The 18,693-nt window shown below is 49.8% G+C and carries 15 protein-coding genes and 1 pseudogene; 7 read left to right on the top strand and 9 right to left on the bottom strand.

The window, feature by feature from the left end:
* Positions 1-27: 27 nt before the first annotated feature.
* Both LIW51_RS00330 and LIW51_RS00325 read right to left on the bottom strand, forming a co-directional pair.
* Positions 28-1,434, bottom strand: a complete 1,407-nt coding sequence (locus LIW51_RS00330; RefSeq protein ID WP_227375277.1) for a sulfatase-like hydrolase/transferase — start codon at positions 1,432-1,434, stop codon at positions 28-30.
* 812 nt (positions 1,435-2,246) lie between these two features.
* Entirely contained in the window at positions 2,247-2,399 is a 153-nt protein-coding gene (locus tag LIW51_RS00325) for a hypothetical protein (protein WP_227375276.1), read from the bottom strand.
* A gap of 132 nt (positions 2,400-2,531) precedes the next feature.
* Between LIW51_RS00325 and LIW51_RS00320 the strand changes: the two genes are divergently transcribed.
* A complete protein-coding gene (locus LIW51_RS00320) occupies positions 2,532-2,861 on the top strand; it encodes a hypothetical protein (protein WP_227375275.1) in 330 nt (109 codons plus the stop codon).
* Between the two features lie 48 nt (positions 2,862-2,909).
* Complete coding sequence (locus LIW51_RS00315; RefSeq protein ID WP_227375274.1) at positions 2,910-4,229, top strand: O-antigen ligase family protein; 1,320 nt, start codon at positions 2,910-2,912, stop codon at positions 4,227-4,229.
* 23 nt (positions 4,230-4,252) lie between these two features.
* Here the strand turns inward: LIW51_RS00315 and LIW51_RS00310 are convergent, their stop codons facing one another.
* The 3 genes and pseudogenes from LIW51_RS00310 to LIW51_RS00300 form a co-directional block, all read right to left on the bottom strand.
* Positions 4,253-4,441, bottom strand: coding sequence for a hypothetical protein (locus tag LIW51_RS00310; protein ID WP_227375273.1), 189 nt, complete (start codon positions 4,439-4,441; stop codon positions 4,253-4,255).
* Positions 4,442-4,469: 28 nt separating this feature from the next.
* Positions 4,470-4,683: pseudogene (locus LIW51_RS00305) on the bottom strand (IS5/IS1182 family transposase); the annotation flags it as partial.
* A 596-nt stretch (positions 4,684-5,279) separates the two neighbouring features.
* Positions 5,280-5,531, bottom strand: a complete 252-nt coding sequence (locus tag LIW51_RS00300) for a hypothetical protein (protein ID WP_227375272.1) — start codon at positions 5,529-5,531, stop codon at positions 5,280-5,282.
* Positions 5,532-5,611: 80 nt separating this feature from the next.
* Here LIW51_RS00300 and LIW51_RS00295 point away from each other — a divergent pair, with 80 nt between their 5' ends.
* Both LIW51_RS00295 and LIW51_RS00290 read left to right on the top strand, forming a co-directional pair.
* Positions 5,612-5,986 (top strand): hypothetical protein, encoded by a 375-nt coding sequence (locus LIW51_RS00295; protein WP_227375271.1) that lies wholly within the window; start codon positions 5,612-5,614, stop codon positions 5,984-5,986.
* 272 nt (positions 5,987-6,258) lie between these two features.
* Entirely contained in the window at positions 6,259-7,386 is a 1,128-nt protein-coding gene (locus tag LIW51_RS00290) for a glycosyltransferase family 4 protein (RefSeq protein WP_227375270.1), read from the top strand.
* A gap of 339 nt (positions 7,387-7,725) precedes the next feature.
* On the opposite strand, the gene LIW51_RS00285 is transcribed toward LIW51_RS00290, so the two are convergent.
* Complete coding sequence (locus LIW51_RS00285; RefSeq protein ID WP_227375269.1) at positions 7,726-8,979, bottom strand: oligosaccharide repeat unit polymerase; 1,254 nt, start codon at positions 8,977-8,979, stop codon at positions 7,726-7,728.
* Between the two features lie 932 nt (positions 8,980-9,911).
* A complete protein-coding gene (locus tag LIW51_RS00280; RefSeq protein WP_227375268.1) occupies positions 9,912-11,444 on the bottom strand; it encodes a flippase in 1,533 nt (510 codons plus the stop codon).
* A 242-nt stretch (positions 11,445-11,686) separates the two neighbouring features.
* Between LIW51_RS00280 and LIW51_RS00275 the strand changes: the two genes are divergently transcribed.
* A complete protein-coding gene (locus LIW51_RS00275) occupies positions 11,687-12,634 on the top strand; it encodes a hypothetical protein (RefSeq protein WP_227375267.1) in 948 nt (315 codons plus the stop codon).
* Positions 12,635-12,656: 22 nt separating this feature from the next.
* Here the strand turns inward: LIW51_RS00275 and LIW51_RS00270 are convergent, their stop codons facing one another.
* Positions 12,657-13,964: a sulfatase-like hydrolase/transferase gene (locus LIW51_RS00270; protein ID WP_227375266.1), complete on the bottom strand. Its 1,308-nt coding sequence runs from the start codon at positions 13,962-13,964 to the stop codon at positions 12,657-12,659.
* 370 nt (positions 13,965-14,334) lie between these two features.
* Between LIW51_RS00270 and LIW51_RS00265 the strand changes: the two genes are divergently transcribed.
* Entirely contained in the window at positions 14,335-15,423 is a 1,089-nt protein-coding gene (locus LIW51_RS00265) for a glycosyltransferase family 4 protein (RefSeq protein ID WP_227375265.1), read from the top strand.
* A 5-nt stretch (positions 15,424-15,428) separates the two neighbouring features.
* Positions 15,429-16,580 (top strand): glycosyltransferase, encoded by a 1,152-nt coding sequence (locus LIW51_RS00260; RefSeq protein WP_227375264.1) that lies wholly within the window; start codon positions 15,429-15,431, stop codon positions 16,578-16,580.
* A 494-nt stretch (positions 16,581-17,074) separates the two neighbouring features.
* Here LIW51_RS00260 and LIW51_RS00255 read toward each other — a convergent pair whose 3' ends face one another.
* Positions 17,075-18,613, bottom strand: coding sequence for a flippase (locus LIW51_RS00255; protein ID WP_227375263.1), 1,539 nt, complete (start codon positions 18,611-18,613; stop codon positions 17,075-17,077).
* Between the last annotated feature and the right edge of the window lie 80 nt (positions 18,614-18,693).

Genomic DNA, 18,693 nt, shown 5'->3' with positions numbered 1-18,693 from the left:
TTAGTTATTAATAGCCAAGATACAAATCTATTCGATGTAACCTAGGTTTTTAAGATGTTCTTCAGGAACCTGTGTGTCAACATTCTGGCTATCCTCAACCGGTAATCCCTGGCCCCGTAATTCTAATTCATTCCACAGTTCGTTCCAAAGATCGGCGTGTTCACCTCCAACTGAATCACCAGCAACGTCCGATTCTTGTACGACTTCTTCAGTGAGTGCGTCGGCAGGATCGAACTGAGTAAGGACGATTTTATTGGTGGACTCCAATTCTAATCCAAACAATTTCCATCCAGATTCGTGACGAATTGACCGATAGGTACGTCCCGTATTTGGTGGCTGAGAAATCGAGATCGCGTATTCGGATGCTAATTTTTCCGGTGTACTAGCTGCTGTTCCATCAGTGTCGCTGAGGGTGGATAGATTCGCTGCATCGAGAATAGTCGGCATTACATCGATGAGGCTGACCTGTTTGTGTATTGTCTGAGCATTCCAGCGAGGGTGACAGATTGCTAATGGTACGTGAATACATTCTTCCCAAAATGAGGTCGGAAAGTGACCAAGACTGGGATAGTCAGTGGGATTGAGTCGTTCTCCGTGGTCAGCAGTCAAGACGAGAACGTCGTGGTCAGGGTCAAAATGATTCATCGAAATGAGATCTTCGATAAACTCAGATATAGCATCACGAATATAGGCACAGCATGCTCGGTATGTTGCCTCAACATCACGGATATCATCAGATGAGTATCCTTCACCATTCGACTTGATGACATCTCGAGAAAGTTTTCCTAGTTCGGACGGAGTCTTCTCGGTAGTTAGTGAGACATCCGCTAAGTACTCGCGAGGTGGTTCATAGGGATGATGGGTATCCATATAATGGATCCAACAAAAATTGGGCCCTTGGGACTTCTCAAACCAATCGAGAGCACTTTTGTGCAATTGGTCAGCCGACAGGTAAAATGAGCTATCTCCAGAGACAAAATCTTCTACTCGCTGTGCGACGTTAAAGTAGAGCCACTCAAACATTCCGAATGCAGGCTGAAGTGGGCTTTTTTTAATGCGAGTAGCGAGGCGCTTTTTTCTCGTTGGTTCACCCTGGTTGCCAGCAGCAAATCCACGGTCGTAATTATATTCTGAGCCAAAGAGGAAATTGTCCGACCAAAGACCACATCCGTATCCGTTCTCGGCTAGCACTTCCGCAAGTGGTGCCGGTTCACCTGATGTCGGTAGACCTTGCGTTGAGAGTCGATCGTCGAAGACCCCAGCAGCTAATCCTGGCATCGCTGAGCTGGTCTGATTCGCTGTCGCCATTGCATTCGTGAACTCAACGGCACCAATGGTTGAGGCAATTTCCGAGAGTGCCTCGGAAAAATAGCCGTACTGGAGTGAATCGACGGAGAGTACAACGATGTTTGGTTTATATTTTGAATCGCTCATAGAGTCTCTTGAGAGTTGTTTGGTGGTAATAGGCAGCCCTGTTGAGAGCTATCCTCGTCAGTATGGGTGGCCTGTTTTCCCATCGATAAAAAGCTATCCATCCCCTATCCTTTGTTATAAGGCATCTAAAATTGCGGAAATTGATACAGATATCTTGACGCAACCGATCCTCCATACAATATGGCTCATGCCTTATGAATTTGACTTCAAATCCAATTTTAGTAGGCGAAAGAGATATTATCGACACTCGGTATGCTCTTAACTCTCGTAGGAGCGTTCCCCTCCGTTGGATGGATCCCCAGCTTCTGAAACTCGTTTGCATACATTTTCATTCGAAAGATCTCTTTTACCATACAGAAGGTACTTGCGGAGTCTGCTAGGTCTCCGAAGTCACTATTACGAATCATCAGACATGTTTCTCGACTTGGCAAGATCGTTTGAGCAGCGAACTGGAGCTAATCTGACCAGAGATACTGTGTTCATTTTATCGGGATAGCTCTCTCGAACCAAGGCGATATAGAAACCACATCATTCACCTAATAGATCATATATTTTGAAGACAGTAACAAATAAATCCGCGATAGGATTCACCAGAAGAAGCTCACGCGTTCACGCAGGATCTCCCGTTGCTCCGCTTGCGGGAGCGACGGATCGATCACCTCGGTGATTTCGAGGAGCGGCTTGAAAAGATACGTTTCTTTGGCGTGATCGAGGCGGACGCTGAGTCACCCTCGGTCTTCCCAAAAGGCCACGTTCGCTGAACAGGCGAACGTGACCAGCGTCCACGCGAGAAACACTAGCTGGATATAGCGCTAAATCGCCTGTTTTTGCTCTAATTCGTACTGCTTGAACCCGAACTTCACGTTCGATTCCTCGTGAACCGTCTTGAGGTTCCATCTCTGCTCGACGAGTTCGAGATCTCGGCCGCTGACCGGCCCAGATCCGTATTCAGTGAGTCGGGACAAGCACAGTAGGTTCGATTTGAAGGAAAAGTGTCGGCAGGAGCAGTTGGAGGAAAATCTCGACTACATCCTCGAGGTAGTTTTGAAGCGGTTGAACCGATTTTACAAACGCACGACAAGTTTGCCGTCGCTGACGTGAATGTTCGAGTCCTTCACCACGCTGTCGTGGTTGTTCGAGTCGCGGCCCCAGCAATACCCCGGGCTGAGACTCGCGAGAAGGCGACCGTTCTCGAAGGTCTCCTCGTAAGCAAGTCGCCAATCGTCGGGATCGAGCAGTCGGGGAGCATCATGATTTGGGGAGCACTGCCGCTACCGGCGGCTACTGGGTTCGGCGAGAAGGGTTCAGCGCGCGTTCGGGGACGAACGGCCTACTCAGGTGCGCGGTTGGCCGATCAAATCAGGGGGGCGATGGATCCCTCGGCGGCCCGCGAGCGGCCGCGTCATCAGGAACAGGGAGTAGGTTAAGTACCGATGAAGGATGACTTTTAATACTAATCCCCATAACCGAGCAGTATGGTCACCTCACTATCGCGTCGCCTCGAAGTGAGCGCTTTCACTGGCGATGACCCCCTCCATCGAGCTACGATCGCCGCGACCGCAGTGTTACTCGTCGCCGCGATCTACGGGAATTCCCGCACCGGGTTCGGCTTTCACGGTGTGCAACTCACGTATTTCAGGCTCTATTTCCCGCTCTATGCGCTTCTTTTGGCCGCGTATCTCTTCACGCACCGAGACGCCCTTACGCCGATCCCATGGCCCGTCGCTGCATTGCTCGGCTTCGGGGGGTATGTGACGGTTTCGGCGGCGTGGGCTACGGATACGGGGATGGCAATCTCGGGCCTCGCTCGGATACTCCCGGGGCTGCTCATCGCCGGGGCAATCTACTGGACGACGAAGCGAAAGCAAACCGTGCTCCTCTATCTCGCCGTACTCGTCGGCCTGGTAGCCTGTGCGGAGGTCGTCTCGGTTTGGGAGATCGTCACTGGGTCGCACCTAAGCGATGTACGATTGTTGCAACCGCATTCGCAGGTGTTCTGGGCGAATCACCCCTCACTGTTCGGCTCGCGCTCTTCGAGCGCGTGGTTTTACAATATAAACGGGTATGCGTTCTTTCTCGTGATCGGCGCGACGCCACTCGTCGCTGTGATCGCAGCGCGAGATACTCGCCGCTCGCTGCGCGCGCTGGCAGCGCTCGGTTGGCTCACCGCGTTTTTATTCGTGCTAAACGATCGCGCACGGGCTGGCGTTGGAGCGTTGTTAGTCGGTGCAGTGGCGATCATCGCGCTGCGAGCAGTTCGGCCGCGGCTCGCCGCTCGGACGCCCTCTCGAGTCGATGCGTGGGTCGTCACCGTCGTCATCGCGCTCGGTACGCTCACGACGGTGGCGCTGCCGGCGCTCGTTCCAGCCTTGTTCCCACCAGGTAGCGGTCTCGGGGGGCGGTGGCAACTCGCCCAGGTCGCCGCCGAAGCACTTGTCCAGTCGAACGGGCTCGGCACTGGCGTCCGGAACTTCGCCGTCGCCGTGCGGTCGAGTTCGATCGAGACAGCCGGCAGCTATGCGCCTCACAGCTGGGTGATCGCCTTGGTCGGTTCGTTCGGCGTCGTTGGTACTGGGTTGTTCGTCCTTGCCTATGGGCGGTTGATTTACGACGTCGGCGCACAATTCGTCACGACCGCCGACCCGTTATCGCTCGGGTTGTTCGGGAGCATGGTCGCGTTCTCGCTCGCCGCACTCGCACCGTCCAATGTGTTGTACTCGTCGCTCGTGCTGTACGCGCTGTTTGGACTCACCGCGGCGACCGTCTACAAAGTTCCGGCTTCGAGTGGGCGGTGAAGTCGGCAGTAGTCAGAGCCGCTTCAGCCCAGTCTCGCATCCACCTTCACTCGCCGCGCGTGGCGCCGTTTGAAGCGCCCGATGTGCGTCGTCGGCATCCTCGAAGCCAAGTTCGATCCGGTCTTGCCCTGCGCTTCGACGTATTTCGTCGTCGTGAGCGGCAGATACGCCGCTCCATCGGCGGTGATCCCTTCACCCTCTAATTCTATCAATAGATAGTAAACTATCGGTGCTTGATGAGCGGTCGAACGCTTTGCAAAGTGTCGGTGGAGTAGATATTGAATCAAGATCGAGGGCGTCGCGGATGTACGGCGTTTCGATAAGTTTTGTCTGCTAAGTCCCGGTACGTAGTGGTCATCCTCACCTTTAGATAGAGCAGAATGACGTGCTGGCGGAGGATGTACCGCGTCTTCGAATATTTCGAGGAGTATCGTGCTACCGCCTGTCGAGCCAACTCGACGGCGCGTTCAACGAATTAAAGAAGGTCAGACTTCGAGAGGTCATACATCAGGGATGATAATCCGGACAACTCGACTTGGCAAGATCGGTTGAGCAGCGAACTGGAGCTAATCCGGCTAGAGAGGGTGTGTTCATTTTATCGGGATAGCTCTCGAACCAAGGCGATATAGAAACCACACCGTTCACCCAATAGAGCATATGTTTTGAAGATAGGCTGGATGTATCGTTCGATAACCTGCTTGGGCTCGACCTCGTACTGCTTGAACCCGAACTTCTCATCCGATTCTTGATGAATCGTCTCGATGTTCTATCGATGGTCGACGAGTTCGAGGATTTTGGCCACTAACCGGCCGAGATCCGTGCTGAGTAGTAGCGAGTGGTGCCGTCGTCGGTCTTGCTCACCATGATCTTGACTATGCCAACGCCCTCGATTTCGATGATCTCACTTACAACGCAGTAGGTCTTTTCTCGTCCACGAACGGTGATTGTGGTGGATTCGTACTCGAGCGTCGATGCGAAGGCATCGATGCGTTGGGATCACACGATACCAGTGGTGAAACGTGATGGCTCAATTTGTAGCGACAGACGTCGTCATAGCCCTGCTTTTGGATTGTCGCGACTCTCTTGCCCCCCGTAGTACGCTGAATCGAAGACAACGGTGAGAGTCGCTCCAGCCGCCAGCTGGAGCGGCGTGATGATTTCTTCGCCAGCGATCTCGGTTTTCTTCTTGAACGGCTGCTCGAAATTCGGCGTGAGATGCTCCGAGATGAACATCCGTACGAGGTAGGAAACGTACACGTCGCCGACTTGGATGTACGAGGTGACGAACTTATTTCCCTGCACCAGGTCGCCCATTGCCGGGTTGTACAACTTTGCGACGCCATCGGTAGGTCGCCAGTTTTCCCGACAAACGTATCGTCGATGTGGAGGAGTACGTCGTCACCGCCACCGACATCGAGTTGTTCGAAGACGAACGCGGCCTGGTGCTGAGCGAGACCGGTGGCCGACCAGTCAGCCCCACCGAGAAAGTAGCGATAGGTTCTGTCGGATTTCGCGTCCCGACGCGGACGCGAAATCCCGCGGGTGAGTTCGCTGATCGTCCACTGCGCTTCGGCCAGAATCACTGCGCTCACGAGCGTGGTAAAGGAATCGACGTTGCGGCTGTCGGAGAAGACTGGTTCGAACCTCGCAAACACTTACGCAATCCACGGCGGAAGACGAGTAAGACCGAGCACAGTACCCGGACTCAGGGCTACATCGGGAGCCGCTGTTCGATGTCACTACCTACTTCTCGCTGACTGCTCAGCGAGCGTAGGAAAGAGTTGCTAAGTCGAGCACGTTTACAAAGCATTCAGTTAGCCGAATGGCTCATTAAACGAATCCTTTCACAGCGTATCGAGAGCTACAAGTGGTATTTTGATTTCTTGATATTTAATTGAAAGTAGAGTATTTTCCGGGTTTTCTTTTTCAGATCAGGGTATTTATTTACTGATGTTTAGTGGAGGATTAAATATCTGGAAGTTGGGAGATAATAATACATTTGGCGTTGCAATCGAAATAGGTTGTCAACATGAGTAGGATCGCAGTCGTTCATCCAGATTTACAAATGAAGGGAGGGGCAGAGGATGTCTGTATGCAAGTCATCGAGGCCCTTCAAGTATCTCACAACGTGACACTTTTCACACTTATACCGCCGAACATTGCTGAATTGAATCACTACTTTGATACGAACGTACGAGATCTTTCTGTGTCTCTTCCACCATATCCAATCATTGAATTTAGTCAATGGGTTGGAAATCGAGCAGTGAAGTTCCAGGCAGGCCTCCTCGCCCAGTTTGCGAAACGAAACAGGAACGATTTCGATCTTATGATAAGCACAAAAAACGAACTCGCACTCGACACAGATTCAGTCGAGTATATTCACCATCCGCAATATGCTGTCGATGACCCTGGACTTACCGATGGATCACTACGGAGACGGGCATACGATACTCTATGTCGACGTCTCGCAAATGTAAACCAGACTAAACTTATGTCGAACATGCTTCTCGCCAATTCAGACTGGACGGCGAACGCGTTCTACGAGGCTTACGGAATTCGACCCAATACAGTATATCCTCCAGTTCACACTGCCAGATTTACACCATTACCATGGGAGGAACGTGAACCAGGGTTTCTAACAATCGGACGAATTGGACCAAGTAAACGAATTCTCAAGAATATCGATATAATTACACAGCTTCGAGAGAGAGGGCACAATGTTCATCTCCACATTATCGGACCAACTACAGATGGAGAGTACTGCGAACGTGTGAAACGCCGCTCCACCAAACTTGACTTCATTCACTTCGAGGGAGCAGTCGAGTATGAAATACTCACTGATTTGATAACGAAGCATCGATATGGCCTCCATGGCCGTCCATACGAACACTTTGGAATCGTAGTAGCTGAGATGGCCGCAGGGGGGATGATTCCATTCGCCCCAGACAGTGGTGGTCAACGTGAGATTCTGAATGAAAATGCGGATCTTCTGTACGCTTCTCCTGCAGATGCGATCAATAAAATCGACGCAGTTCTTGGAGATTCAGTGCGAATAATGAAGCTTCGGGATGAGTTATCATCGACCTCGCAGCGATTCAATCGTGATCGTTTTAAAAATGAAATCCGTGATATAATAACCGATAGAATTTCATCCTAATGACTAAACCTGAAGTAACGCAAAAAGTTTAAAAAGCCAAATCTAATTGTCGTATGATACTACAACAGTAAATTATTTTATGAGTTTCAAAAAATACATGATAACGAATATACAGCACTGACTAGATAACCGTCGAAGCGAAAAACTAGGACGCTGAGCGTCTCTCACTCCGATGGAACGTCTACACGTTCTAGAATGAATTGGGAGTCACCCCAAAGTGCGAAGATGAGCAAAGCGAGGCCACTGCTGATGTCACTCTCTTTCTAGTTGCTCCCACTGATCAATTCGACTGAATCGGCTTAACTAGACGGTGCCGAATATATCATCTTGGATATTAAATCAGTTCTTGGCCTCCGTTTGTATCCACTGTTTGAAGTGGTGCTGATAGAGAAACACGACCAATACACTCAAGAAGAGTGGTGGGAGTAAGCGCAAGCCAATCGCTTTCACACCAAAGGTGATATTCGTTGGGAACAGGAGCACAGCACCAACCAACAGCACGGGATAAAGTGCATTAACTAGATACCCCATCTCAAGCGTTCGTAATTGATAAGCGAACTTCAGACAAAGACCATAGAGCACTCCGCTCATAAGCGCCCCAATCACACCAAAGTTGAGATAGAACTCGCCGGTCAACATCGCAGACAGGGTGACTCCTGGTCGATTCTTTCCTGTGGCGATGATATCTAGATGCTCACCATACCGGAGTGGACCACCGTCAACGCCAATCAAGATTGCCCGCAAGAAGGTTTCACCCCATTGATAGGGGTACTGACTAGGGACGCGGTCAACCAAGACCATAAACACTTGGAGGCGGGCGGTGTGAATTGCTGCCTCAAAGAGCATCCAAATGCCTGCCGAACTAATTAGCAGATGCTCTATGAAGGTGAACGCGATGCCAAAGAACACCGTGATACTCCCGAGCACGACGAAGTGTCGATCGGTGATTACATCAGTCGTATACAGGTAGACCAACAGATATGCTGCTGGGATGAGGATCAACATGCGTGCGCGGAAGGAAACCGCAATGGCGATGGTGATGACACTCGCGCCGCCAACAACTGCCCACAAAAGAGGTGATTTCTCACGACTGGGACTGGCGATGGCGGGATATAATGCAGAGAGGATCGTGATGAATCCACCAAACACGCCAAGGAGACCGAAGAGCCGATAGCGCCCTGTGTTCGGAATCTGCTGAAATGCCGTACGGGGTGTCACGGTTAATAGGCGGCCAAATCCCCCATTTAGATTCACATAATACAGATAGAAGAGTAAACCCACAACAAAGCCACCAAGGCCAACCCAAAAGAGTAAATACGGATTAGCGACTCGTCGGTCGAACCGAGGACCAGCAGACAGGTAACGGGTGAAATCACTTTGATGGAATGCGAAGAGGGCGACGAGATATACACCGAATAAAATGGCAAGTGAGATGGCCAATGCGACAAAAGGACTCTCATACTCAAAGCGGAATCGTCCTGTTGCCACAATATAAATTGCTGGAAACACCACAAAATATCCGACAATGCCGTTCATGAGAACAACAGGGTGAATGAGGCTCTCGAAGAGAAATTTTCTGGTGGTGACTGCCATAACTCCGAGAAAGAGGCACAGGAGTGTGAGGGTAGCAAACAAAGTGAGGAGAGCGGTGAGACTCATTTACTTACTCGTCTCCTACGTTAATGAGTAAGTCGGCAGTCGCTTCCTCAGTATTTCGAAACCTATTCTGTGCACGATAAATGTCCAACCGGCGGAAGCTTTCTTCGGTAATGACGGGCCGGTACTCCTTCTGTGATATCATAGTGTCTTCGAGGGACTTTGAGTAAATAAGTTTTCTCACCCAGGCGTGAAACGAGTTCGTGCAGTGACCCGCAAGAGGGAATACCTATGATCGACGCTAATTGTTTTAAATTTTGGATATAACTATCAGTAATAACTGCCACAACTCCAGGGATAGTATTTACGCTACATAGTAGAATTCAGTAAAAACATCCGTTTCATCTTCTTTCCTGGAGATCACCGCGTTCTCAATCAGTCAGTGCATTTGACTGGAATGAATCAAATTCATTGACAAGGGACAATACACGTTCGTTGCCGAAGATAAATTCGATACCACAGACTTTATTTTTAGACGCGTCTTCGAGACTGCGATAATCAGCTTCATCTCGATTGGTTTGATATCAATTTTAATGCAGAAATGGTCGATAAATGATTACGCCCTCATCAACAATAGTGGAAAGTTCTACCTCAATTTTGGTATCATTACGTTCGCTGCTCAGAGGAGCCATCCATAGTGGCCTTTTAACAATTCATTTATCAGTTCCGATAATATACTTGAGGGTATTCTCCTTGGTGGATGTTACCTGTATTATAAAGAAGAAGCGGTTACTTTCCTAAAATTATACAATTATTTCATCATGAAAATCTTTTATCGCCTGCTCCAACCATTTCTCCTTGCAGCGCGTGAAATCACAATATATCATCGCCATATTCAAAATAACGATGAAATCTCCTTTACCGCCTTATTACGTAAAGTACCGAGCAAGCGCACGCAACGGATCGAGATTTAGTTTCATGCGCTTTTCGAACGCATTGAGGAGCGAAATCTCTTCTCTTTCGACGCCACCAAAGCGGAGAATAATAACGAGATAGATTAGTAAGTAAAGCGCTTGAACGAGTACAAATGACGGAAGGGTGAGTGTGATGAGCATCTCAATTCCCCAGTAGAACATAACCCAGAGCACTCCAGCAGCAAGTGCAGGTTTGAGCAACGATCCCCGAAACGGATGAATCCCCACTTCACGGTAGAGAAATCCGAGATAAATCGTATTCATCAGTAAGTAACTCGCAGTCGTGGCAACCGCAGCTCCGAGATATGAGTACTGGGGAATCAACAGCAAGTTCAGGACAATGTTTAGCGCAGCGACCAGCACATTGTCATACATTACTAACTTCTGGCGTCCAATTGCGGTTAACATATCGCCGCTTGGTCCAGCAACAGCATGCCCGAAGAAGCCAATCGAGAGAATTGATAACGTCAGGCTACCTGTAACATATTCGGCACCGAATGTATTTCGAATGACTAGCTGTGGGTACGAGACGAGGACAAGAAAGAGGGGGAGCGTACCGAGGAAAATCCACTTCGAGACGACCTCGTATGTCCTCGCCATTTCATTCCATTCATTGTTTGAGTGAAGTTCAGAAATTACCGGCATGAAAATGAAAGCGCAGGCACTTAAAGCAATGCTAAGCAGCATTGCTAGGGGATATGTAGCATTATAAACTCCCACATCACCCGTTGATGAAAATGCTCCAATCATAAAAATATCTAAATTAGAGAATATCATATTCATTGTAGCAGTGATCATAAGAGGCGCGGAGAAAAATAACAATTCCTTGCGCATCGGTATCCAATTGGTTGAACTAAATAACGAGGTTTTGCGCACAAGGTAGTAGATCGAGAGAAGCGATGCGATAATGTACGATCCTGTGTAGGCCCACGCGATACCTATTGAATCCAAACCGACTAATATCACAGCGCCGATGAGCATGAAGCGCGTGACAGGTACGGCGAGGTTCTGAATGTAGACACGGGGAAATGCGTCTTGCATTCCGCGAATGCTTCCTACTGTCAACCGAACAAACGCGGCAAGCGGAATGGTTAGCGCGAAAATTCTAAGTACTGGTGCTAGATCCGCGTCGTGAAATATGGATGTCGCGAGGAAGTTGGCAAACAATGCGATAATAACGGCAACGGCGATAGCGAAAGGCAATACAAGTTGATACGCCGATACCAATACACCCCGTTGCCGCTCTTGGTCGTCGAACCGAGGGAGGTATCGACCAACGCCGGTATCGGTGCCGACCACTACGATAATTGAAGCAGTCATTAATAACGTCGCACCAATCGTGACAGATCCATAATCGACTTTTCCAAGTTCTCGAGCGATAACCAGACGTCCAAGGAAGCCTAAGCCGAGGCGGCAAACGAGTCCGATAAAGAGGATTCCGCCAGAAGTCGCTATCGTTTTAAATACCGAACTGGAATTTGAACTCATAGTTGGGGGATACAAAGTTTCGCTCGCGACGTTAGTCGTACCGCTCTCCAGCGATAATCGTACAAGCAGGGAGCCGTCATACTACTAGCTGTGACAATGAATCCATCGGTAATAGGCGTTATCACTCACATACTGACGGCGTTCTAACAAACACGTTCGATGACGGCGATGCATACCGAAACAGTTCTACTATTGGGCTTAGGATGTTTCAAAAACCACTTACAGAAGGTGTGATCACTCATATGGCAATTCCTTACGAGAAGAGCGTAAGACGCGTGCTGTCGAACCCGAACTCGATCCGTGGTGAACTGCTTCAAGTAGGCGTCAAATTCCACCGGCAGTTTGGTTCATATTACGCATCAGGTGACCCCGTCGCGGTGATGGATGAAGAGTGGGATAATCTTATCATCCTCGATGCTTGCCGATACGACCTGTTCAGAGATCATAGTACTCTCCCAGGATCATTACAAAAGGTAAGGTCAGCTGGCAGTCAAAGCCGAGAATTTATGGAATACAACTTCGCCGATGAATACCACGACACAGTTTACATTACATCGAATCCATTTACAACAAAGATTGAAAGTGGAGTTTTTCACGCTATTATCGATCTATTCGACGACTCATGGGATGAGGAGATTCTCACAGTTCGTCCAGAATCGGTCGTCAGTGCGACCACAAAGGCGCATAAAAAGTATCCGAATAAACGACTTATCAGTCACTTCATGCAACCACACTACCCGTTTATCGGTTCGCTCGGACAACAAATCGAGAGCGGTGGAGTGACCGGACATACGACGCGAGCGGTAGGGAATACAGACGAGAATAGCTCATCTATCTGGTCACAGCTTGATTCAGGCACCTGTTCCGTTGACCGTCAAACCGTCTGGGATGCCTACGTCGAGAACTTCAAACTTGTCGAAGAACATGTAGAGGCGCTTATCAAGGAACTTGATGGCAAAACGGTCGTCACCTCAGATCATGGTAACCTCTTTGGGAGACGACTGTGGCCAATCCCACTGCAGAAATACGGTCATCCACCAGGCCTTCGCTTCCCGGAACTGATTGAAGTGCCGTGGCACGAGCCGCCATTCAATGAACGGCGAGAAGTATGCAGCGATCCGCCAGAAGAAGCGGCCTCGGTCTCAGACGAAACAGTTGAGGATCGTCTCAAACATTTAGGGTACGCTTGATTTTAACATAATTTATTTAATATTACGCATATCCCAGGTCTTCGAGTTGCTGTTTTACCTCGTCCGGGATCTCATTGTCGGAGTTAACATCTCGAACATCAAGTTCTGAGAGTAATTGTTCTATTCGTTTTTGGGGGTTGTTTACGCGTTCGGAACCGTATTCCTGGAATCCGTCAAGAGTTTCGCATCCATAATAGTCCACTGTCGCTGCGTAACCATGCAACGTTCGGTCGTATTTTTCGAATTCGCGGTCAGCGTCAAACCGTCGTTCGCTCCACGAGGTAAGCCCCATATATTCAGTCAGAATTTCACGACCCTCGACATTCTCAAGCAGCGATTCCCCGCGGGAACTGCCATCGACTCCTGCAAGATCCAACACCGTCTGATGGACATCGTGAAGATTTACCGTCTCGGTACACGTTCCGGACAGTTCACTTCCGGAGATACAAAGTGGGACATTGGTTAACTCGTTAAAGACCCCATGTTCGTGTCCCCACGCTCCATGCTCGCCCAGCATTTCACCATGATCCGAAAGCGTGATAATGTAATCGAAGTGCTCATCCAGTAAATGGAAAATTTCTTGATAAATATCGGATAAATATCGAATGCAATCTTTGTATGCTTGTGTTGTTTGCTCTGCGTCAACACCATCACCGAATTGCCTATCACCGACTGCGTTTGTCATTGACGGTTCTTCTACAGTCATGTATTTAGCTGGTGCCCGATATGGTTCATGGGCTTCCATTAAATTGAGAAAAAGGAATTCGCGGCCGCCGAAATCTATTTCTTCGATTTCAGTTTGCGCTTCGAGTGCTCCGCCATACTCAACCGCGTCATTCCGGTCACGCTTCAACTGGAGTCCGGCTTTCAATGAAGGTAGAGTTGCACAGTCACTAATAAAACATTCATACACTCCACGAAGATACTTTTCAACACCGGATGTTGAGGTATTCCGACTGAACTCTCGCCAGTCGAAAACAGTCTTGTCATTCATGTATTCGAATTTCTCTGGGACACGGAAGTCCGTGAACCCCCGGTCGAAGTCGAAATGGCCGGTGACGTTTGTATTTGCGCTAAACGCTCGTGTTTTGTAGCCACTATCACGTAGGCGTTCAGCAAGCGTTGGTTCGCTGCAATCAAGATAATTATTCTTAGCATGGACGCCTACCTCACTTGCGTACCGACCAGTGAATAGGGAAGCGTGAGCTGGAACAGTCCAATTCGCCGTGGAGTATGCTCGTTCGAATCGACGTCCCGGAAGCCATCCGAAATGTTCATCAAAGGTATCTTTTCGAAGGGTGTCGAGGACGACTACTGCGATATTAGTCATTATTTATTGATTGGGTGTTTTTAATTACTTCTGAAGCAAATCGACAGCGGGTATAGGGTATTGGCCCAAAGTCTTATTTTGTGACGATTGTACTTCCATACTGTACTACGATGAGTAACCCAAGTAAATAAGACATTTGGCAACAAACTGAGATGATTTTCTCATATGTTCAATGTAACTATTATCCGTGCTGGTCTAGGAATGAAAAGCAGCACTGAGAATATGTGCATGGAAAGCGTCGATACAGTACTTCCAGATCCGGCGCTTGCGGCTGACCTCGGAAAATTTCTTGACAACTGTCGATCGGTTCGGTCGCGAACAGTTCAAAGAAACTATCCGCAAAAATCATAACTGTGATACGGTCCTGACAATGATCAAAATCGGTATCAATGCCCGTACGCTGACTAAACCAGATCCGACTGGCGTCAGCCGATATACACGAAAACTACTCGAAGCGCTCGCCAGACAAGACAATGACATCGAGTATCTTCTATTTGGGGTCGACTCACTCCCCGAACCGTTCGATGAGTATGCAAGCATCAAAAATGCCGCTGTCCCAAGTCCAACACACAGCGGGGTACAGGCCCATCGCTGGGAACAGACTACGCTCCCGCGTGTAATTCGCCAATACGATCTCGATGCATTCCATACACCTGCCGGGCAGCCACCGATGGTGGCACGAACACCACTCATCACGACGATTCACGATATATCGCCGATTACACATCCTGAGTGGTTCTCCTGGAAATATAGCACGTTCTATCGTCTCCTAACCCCATTGGCGGTTCGAACATCAGACCGGATACTGACGGTCTCGCAATTCGCTCGTGATGAAATTCTTGACCACTATCCCCACGCTGCAGGAAAAACCGTCGCCGCATATAATGGTGTCACGGAACCAGCAGCCGGAAACGAACCGGTTGCTGGTCTGTCGAAGGGGGCGTATCTCCTCTCCGTTGGTGCGACCAATCCTCGAAAAAACCTCGATGGATTAGTGTGCGCCTACCGGAGCTATCGGCAACGTGTAGACGATCCAGTCGAACTCGTGCTCGCCGGCCCGGATCGCGAGGTGTTCGCAGCTGCCGACGTGCCTCCAGTTGACGGTGTGCGTACGCTTGGGTTCGTTGACGACGACGAACTCGGTTGGCTCTATCGCAACGCGGCAGCACTGGTTTATCCCTCGCTGTACGAAGGATTTGGCCTGCCGATTGTCGAAGCAATGCATGCTGGAACACCGATCGTTACCTCCAATCGTGGTGCAATGGCCGAAGTCGCGGATGACGCTTCTTACCTAGTTAATCCGACAGATCCGGTAGAGATTGCCGACGGTATTGAACAGGTCGTCACCGACGATACACTCAGAAAGCGACTTCGCTCCAAAGGGCACAAACGCGTTGACGAGTTTACATGGGAACGAACGGCACGTGAAACGGTTGCAGTATATCGTGAGGTCATTTAAACGTCATGACTCGATCCACTAAGGAGGGGTTCCCCCTCTCCAAGCGCAGGAACGTATTGCAGGTGAGTAAGTTCTATTACCCCGACGTTGGTGGCGTCGAACGCGTTGTCCAACAACTCGCTGAGGGAATGTCGGATAGGCATAACATTCGGATTCTTGCCGCGACACCGAAAGGACGCGGAGAACGCGACTCAGTCAACGGAGTTCCCATCGTTCGAACGAGTAGCCTAGGAACGCCGTTATCGATGCCTGCGGCGCCGACGTTTCCGATCCACCTCACACGTATGCAACGTGGAGCGGATATCGTCCATTATCACTTACCGAATCCCCTTAGCGTAGCATCGTATTTCCTCTCACCCACCACTGAGGCGAAAACCGTCGTTACATACCATAGCGATATCGTTCGACAGGCAACCGCGCTCAAAGCATATCGACCATTCCTGCATCGATTTCTCGACCAAGCCGATCGCATTATCGTAACATCACCGAATTTACTTGAGTCCTCAGAACACCTTTCGCCTTACAGAGGAAAATGCAGAGTTGTTCCGCTCTCCATCGATCTCGACGAGTATGAACGACCACAGGGGGTGCCCCCCGAGTTACCAGTCGATCCAGATCGTCCCACGATCCTCTTCGTTGGCCGATTGATTTACTACAAAGGTGTCGAGTACCTCGTCGACGCGATGTGCGACGTGGACGCGACGCTGCTCATCGCTGGTGATGGGGAACTTCGAGAAAAGCTACAGACGCGTGCTAAAGAACGTAGCGTAGCTGACAAGGTTCACTTCCTCGGCTACGTTCCGAATAAGCATCTCCATCACTGTTACGAGGCTGCTGACCTCTTCGTGTTACCGTCGGTTGAACCGAGTGAAGCATTCGGTATCGTCCAACTTGAGGCGATGGCGTACGAGACCCCAGTCGTGAACACAGATCTTCGAACCGGCGTTCCGTGGGTGAGTAGAGACAGCGTGACCGGACAAACTGTTCCGCCGCGTAACGCCCAAGCGCTTGCACGCGCGATCAATGATCTGATTTCTGATGATGATCTACTGAACACATACGGCGAAAAGGCGCGCAAACGCGTTGAGAACGAGTTCACTGAAGCTACGATGCTGTCTCGAACTAACGAAGTTTATCGTGAAGTTTTAAGTAGTTAGTCTCATTATGTGATTCACTCGGCTGCGTCCGAATGAGTCGAAAATCAAGGAGTTGAAACTGAATACTGGATATAGCTACCAATGAAATTCTACTATACTCGAATATAAGCGGTTTGTTATTTTATAATGAGTAAATTCTGATAAAACATACCGCGCGGATTGCAGCGGATTCGCTAATTGGGCGCTAGTATCACTACTTCGTCTTTACAGTCATTTCAAGAAGTTCTACCTGAAGAATATTCGATCTGCTTCTCGAAATGCTTGGCATCACTACAGATCACTCTGACCGAGAATCATCTGCCGAACCTACTCACGCTTTGCAAAGTGTTCGACCTCCTGAAAATGTGGATTTGACGAGCGTTGCTTCAGGATTCGGGAGGACTATTCGAACGTACTCGATGTTCAGCATTGCCATTACCTTGATCATCTACGCACTGGTCTTCGGTTATCTCATCAACGGATATCGGCAGTAACGACGGTCAAGAGTTGGATCGTTACCGCGCAACGCGACGTGCGATTCGTTTCGCCCCTTCGAGATCGATATCGAATCGAGTTTCGAAGCTCTCTACTAGGGCAAGTTCTTCCTCTTCGATACCGCCGAATACGAGAATCATTACAACGTAGACAACACAGAATAGCGCGAATGCGCCGACGAGCGAAACGAGAGAAATGTCGAGCAGGAACGACGCGCCACCATAAACAACTCCAGCAGCGACAACGGCAGCGACCGCCGTTCGAAGTAACGACCCTCTGAACGGATGAATTCCAACGATGCAATAGAGTTGTGCGAGATACAGGGTGTTCATCAGCAGATAGCCGACAGTGGTTGCGACAGCGGCCCCAAGATACGAGTAGCGAGGAATCAAAACGAGGTTTATCACGACATTCACCGTTGCGACGGTGACGTTGTCGTACATGATGAGCTTTGTCTTGCCGACCGAAGTCAGCGTGTTTCCGGCTGGTCCGGCGACCACATGTGCGAGGAATCCGATCGCGAGAAGCGAGAGGGTAAACGCCCCCGCAGAGTACTCTGCGCCAAATGTATTTCGAATCACGATACCAGGGTAAAGTACGACGACGAGGAAGATGGGAACCGTCGTCAAGAACACCCATTTGGAGACGAGTTGGTACATCCGACGCATCTCGCTAAACTCATCGTTCGAGTGGAGCTTTGAGATGACGGGCATGAAGGTGAAGCCGAAGGACGTGAGCACGACCGTCAACATTGCTGCGATCGGATACACCGAGTTGTAGATGCCGATTCCGCCAGTTCCGTCGGAGAAGACACCGAGCATGAAGATGTCGATATTCGCCAATATCATATTCATCGTCGCGGTTATCATGATGGGTGCAGAGAAGACTAGCAATTCGCCGTGCATTCGTTCCGGTTTGACGTGCTCTAGAAGGGGCGTGTGGCGTGCGAGATAATAAATCCCGAGAAGAGTGGCGATACCGTAGGAGCCAGCGTAAGCCCACGCGACACCAGTTGTCCCGAAACCAAGCACGAGAGCCCCGCCGATCAGCGTGAACCGGGAAACAGGAACGGCGACATTCTGGAGATACACCTTCGGAAACGAATCTTCCATCCCTCGTATACTGCCTATCGTGAGCTTGACAATCGACATGAACGGCACCGCGATGCCGAAGATACGGATAATAGTCGAAAGCGACGGATCCCCGAATACCACCGAGGCGATGGTGCCAGCGAAGAAGGCGATACCGACGCCGACGGCAAGGGCGAAGGGAATGACAATTTGAAACGCGGACAGGAGGATACCACGTCGCTGCTCTTGATTTTCGAATCGGGGGAGATATCGACCGATGCCCGTGTCGGTACCGACGAGTGTGAGTACTGACAGCATCGTCATCATCGTGATGCCAAGTGAGACACCTCCGTAATCGACCTTACCAAGTGTTCGAGCGATGAGGAGTTTCGAACCGAAGTTGATTCCGAGCTGGAGTATCATCCCGCCGAACAGGATTACACCCGACGATGCAATTATCTTCGAGAATTCATTATTCTTATTTGTCATTTGTAGAACCAAGATGGACAACCGTCTCTCGCTTTCGTTGAACTATATGTAGTCCCTCTCCAACAGTTCTCGTCCGGTGA

Origin of the sequence: Haladaptatus halobius (assembly GCF_020618475.1) — an archaeon.
GTDB classification, from domain to species: Archaea; Halobacteriota; Halobacteria; order Halobacteriales; family Haladaptataceae; genus Haladaptatus; species Haladaptatus halobius.
This window is presented reverse-complemented; position numbering and strand designations above follow the sequence as displayed.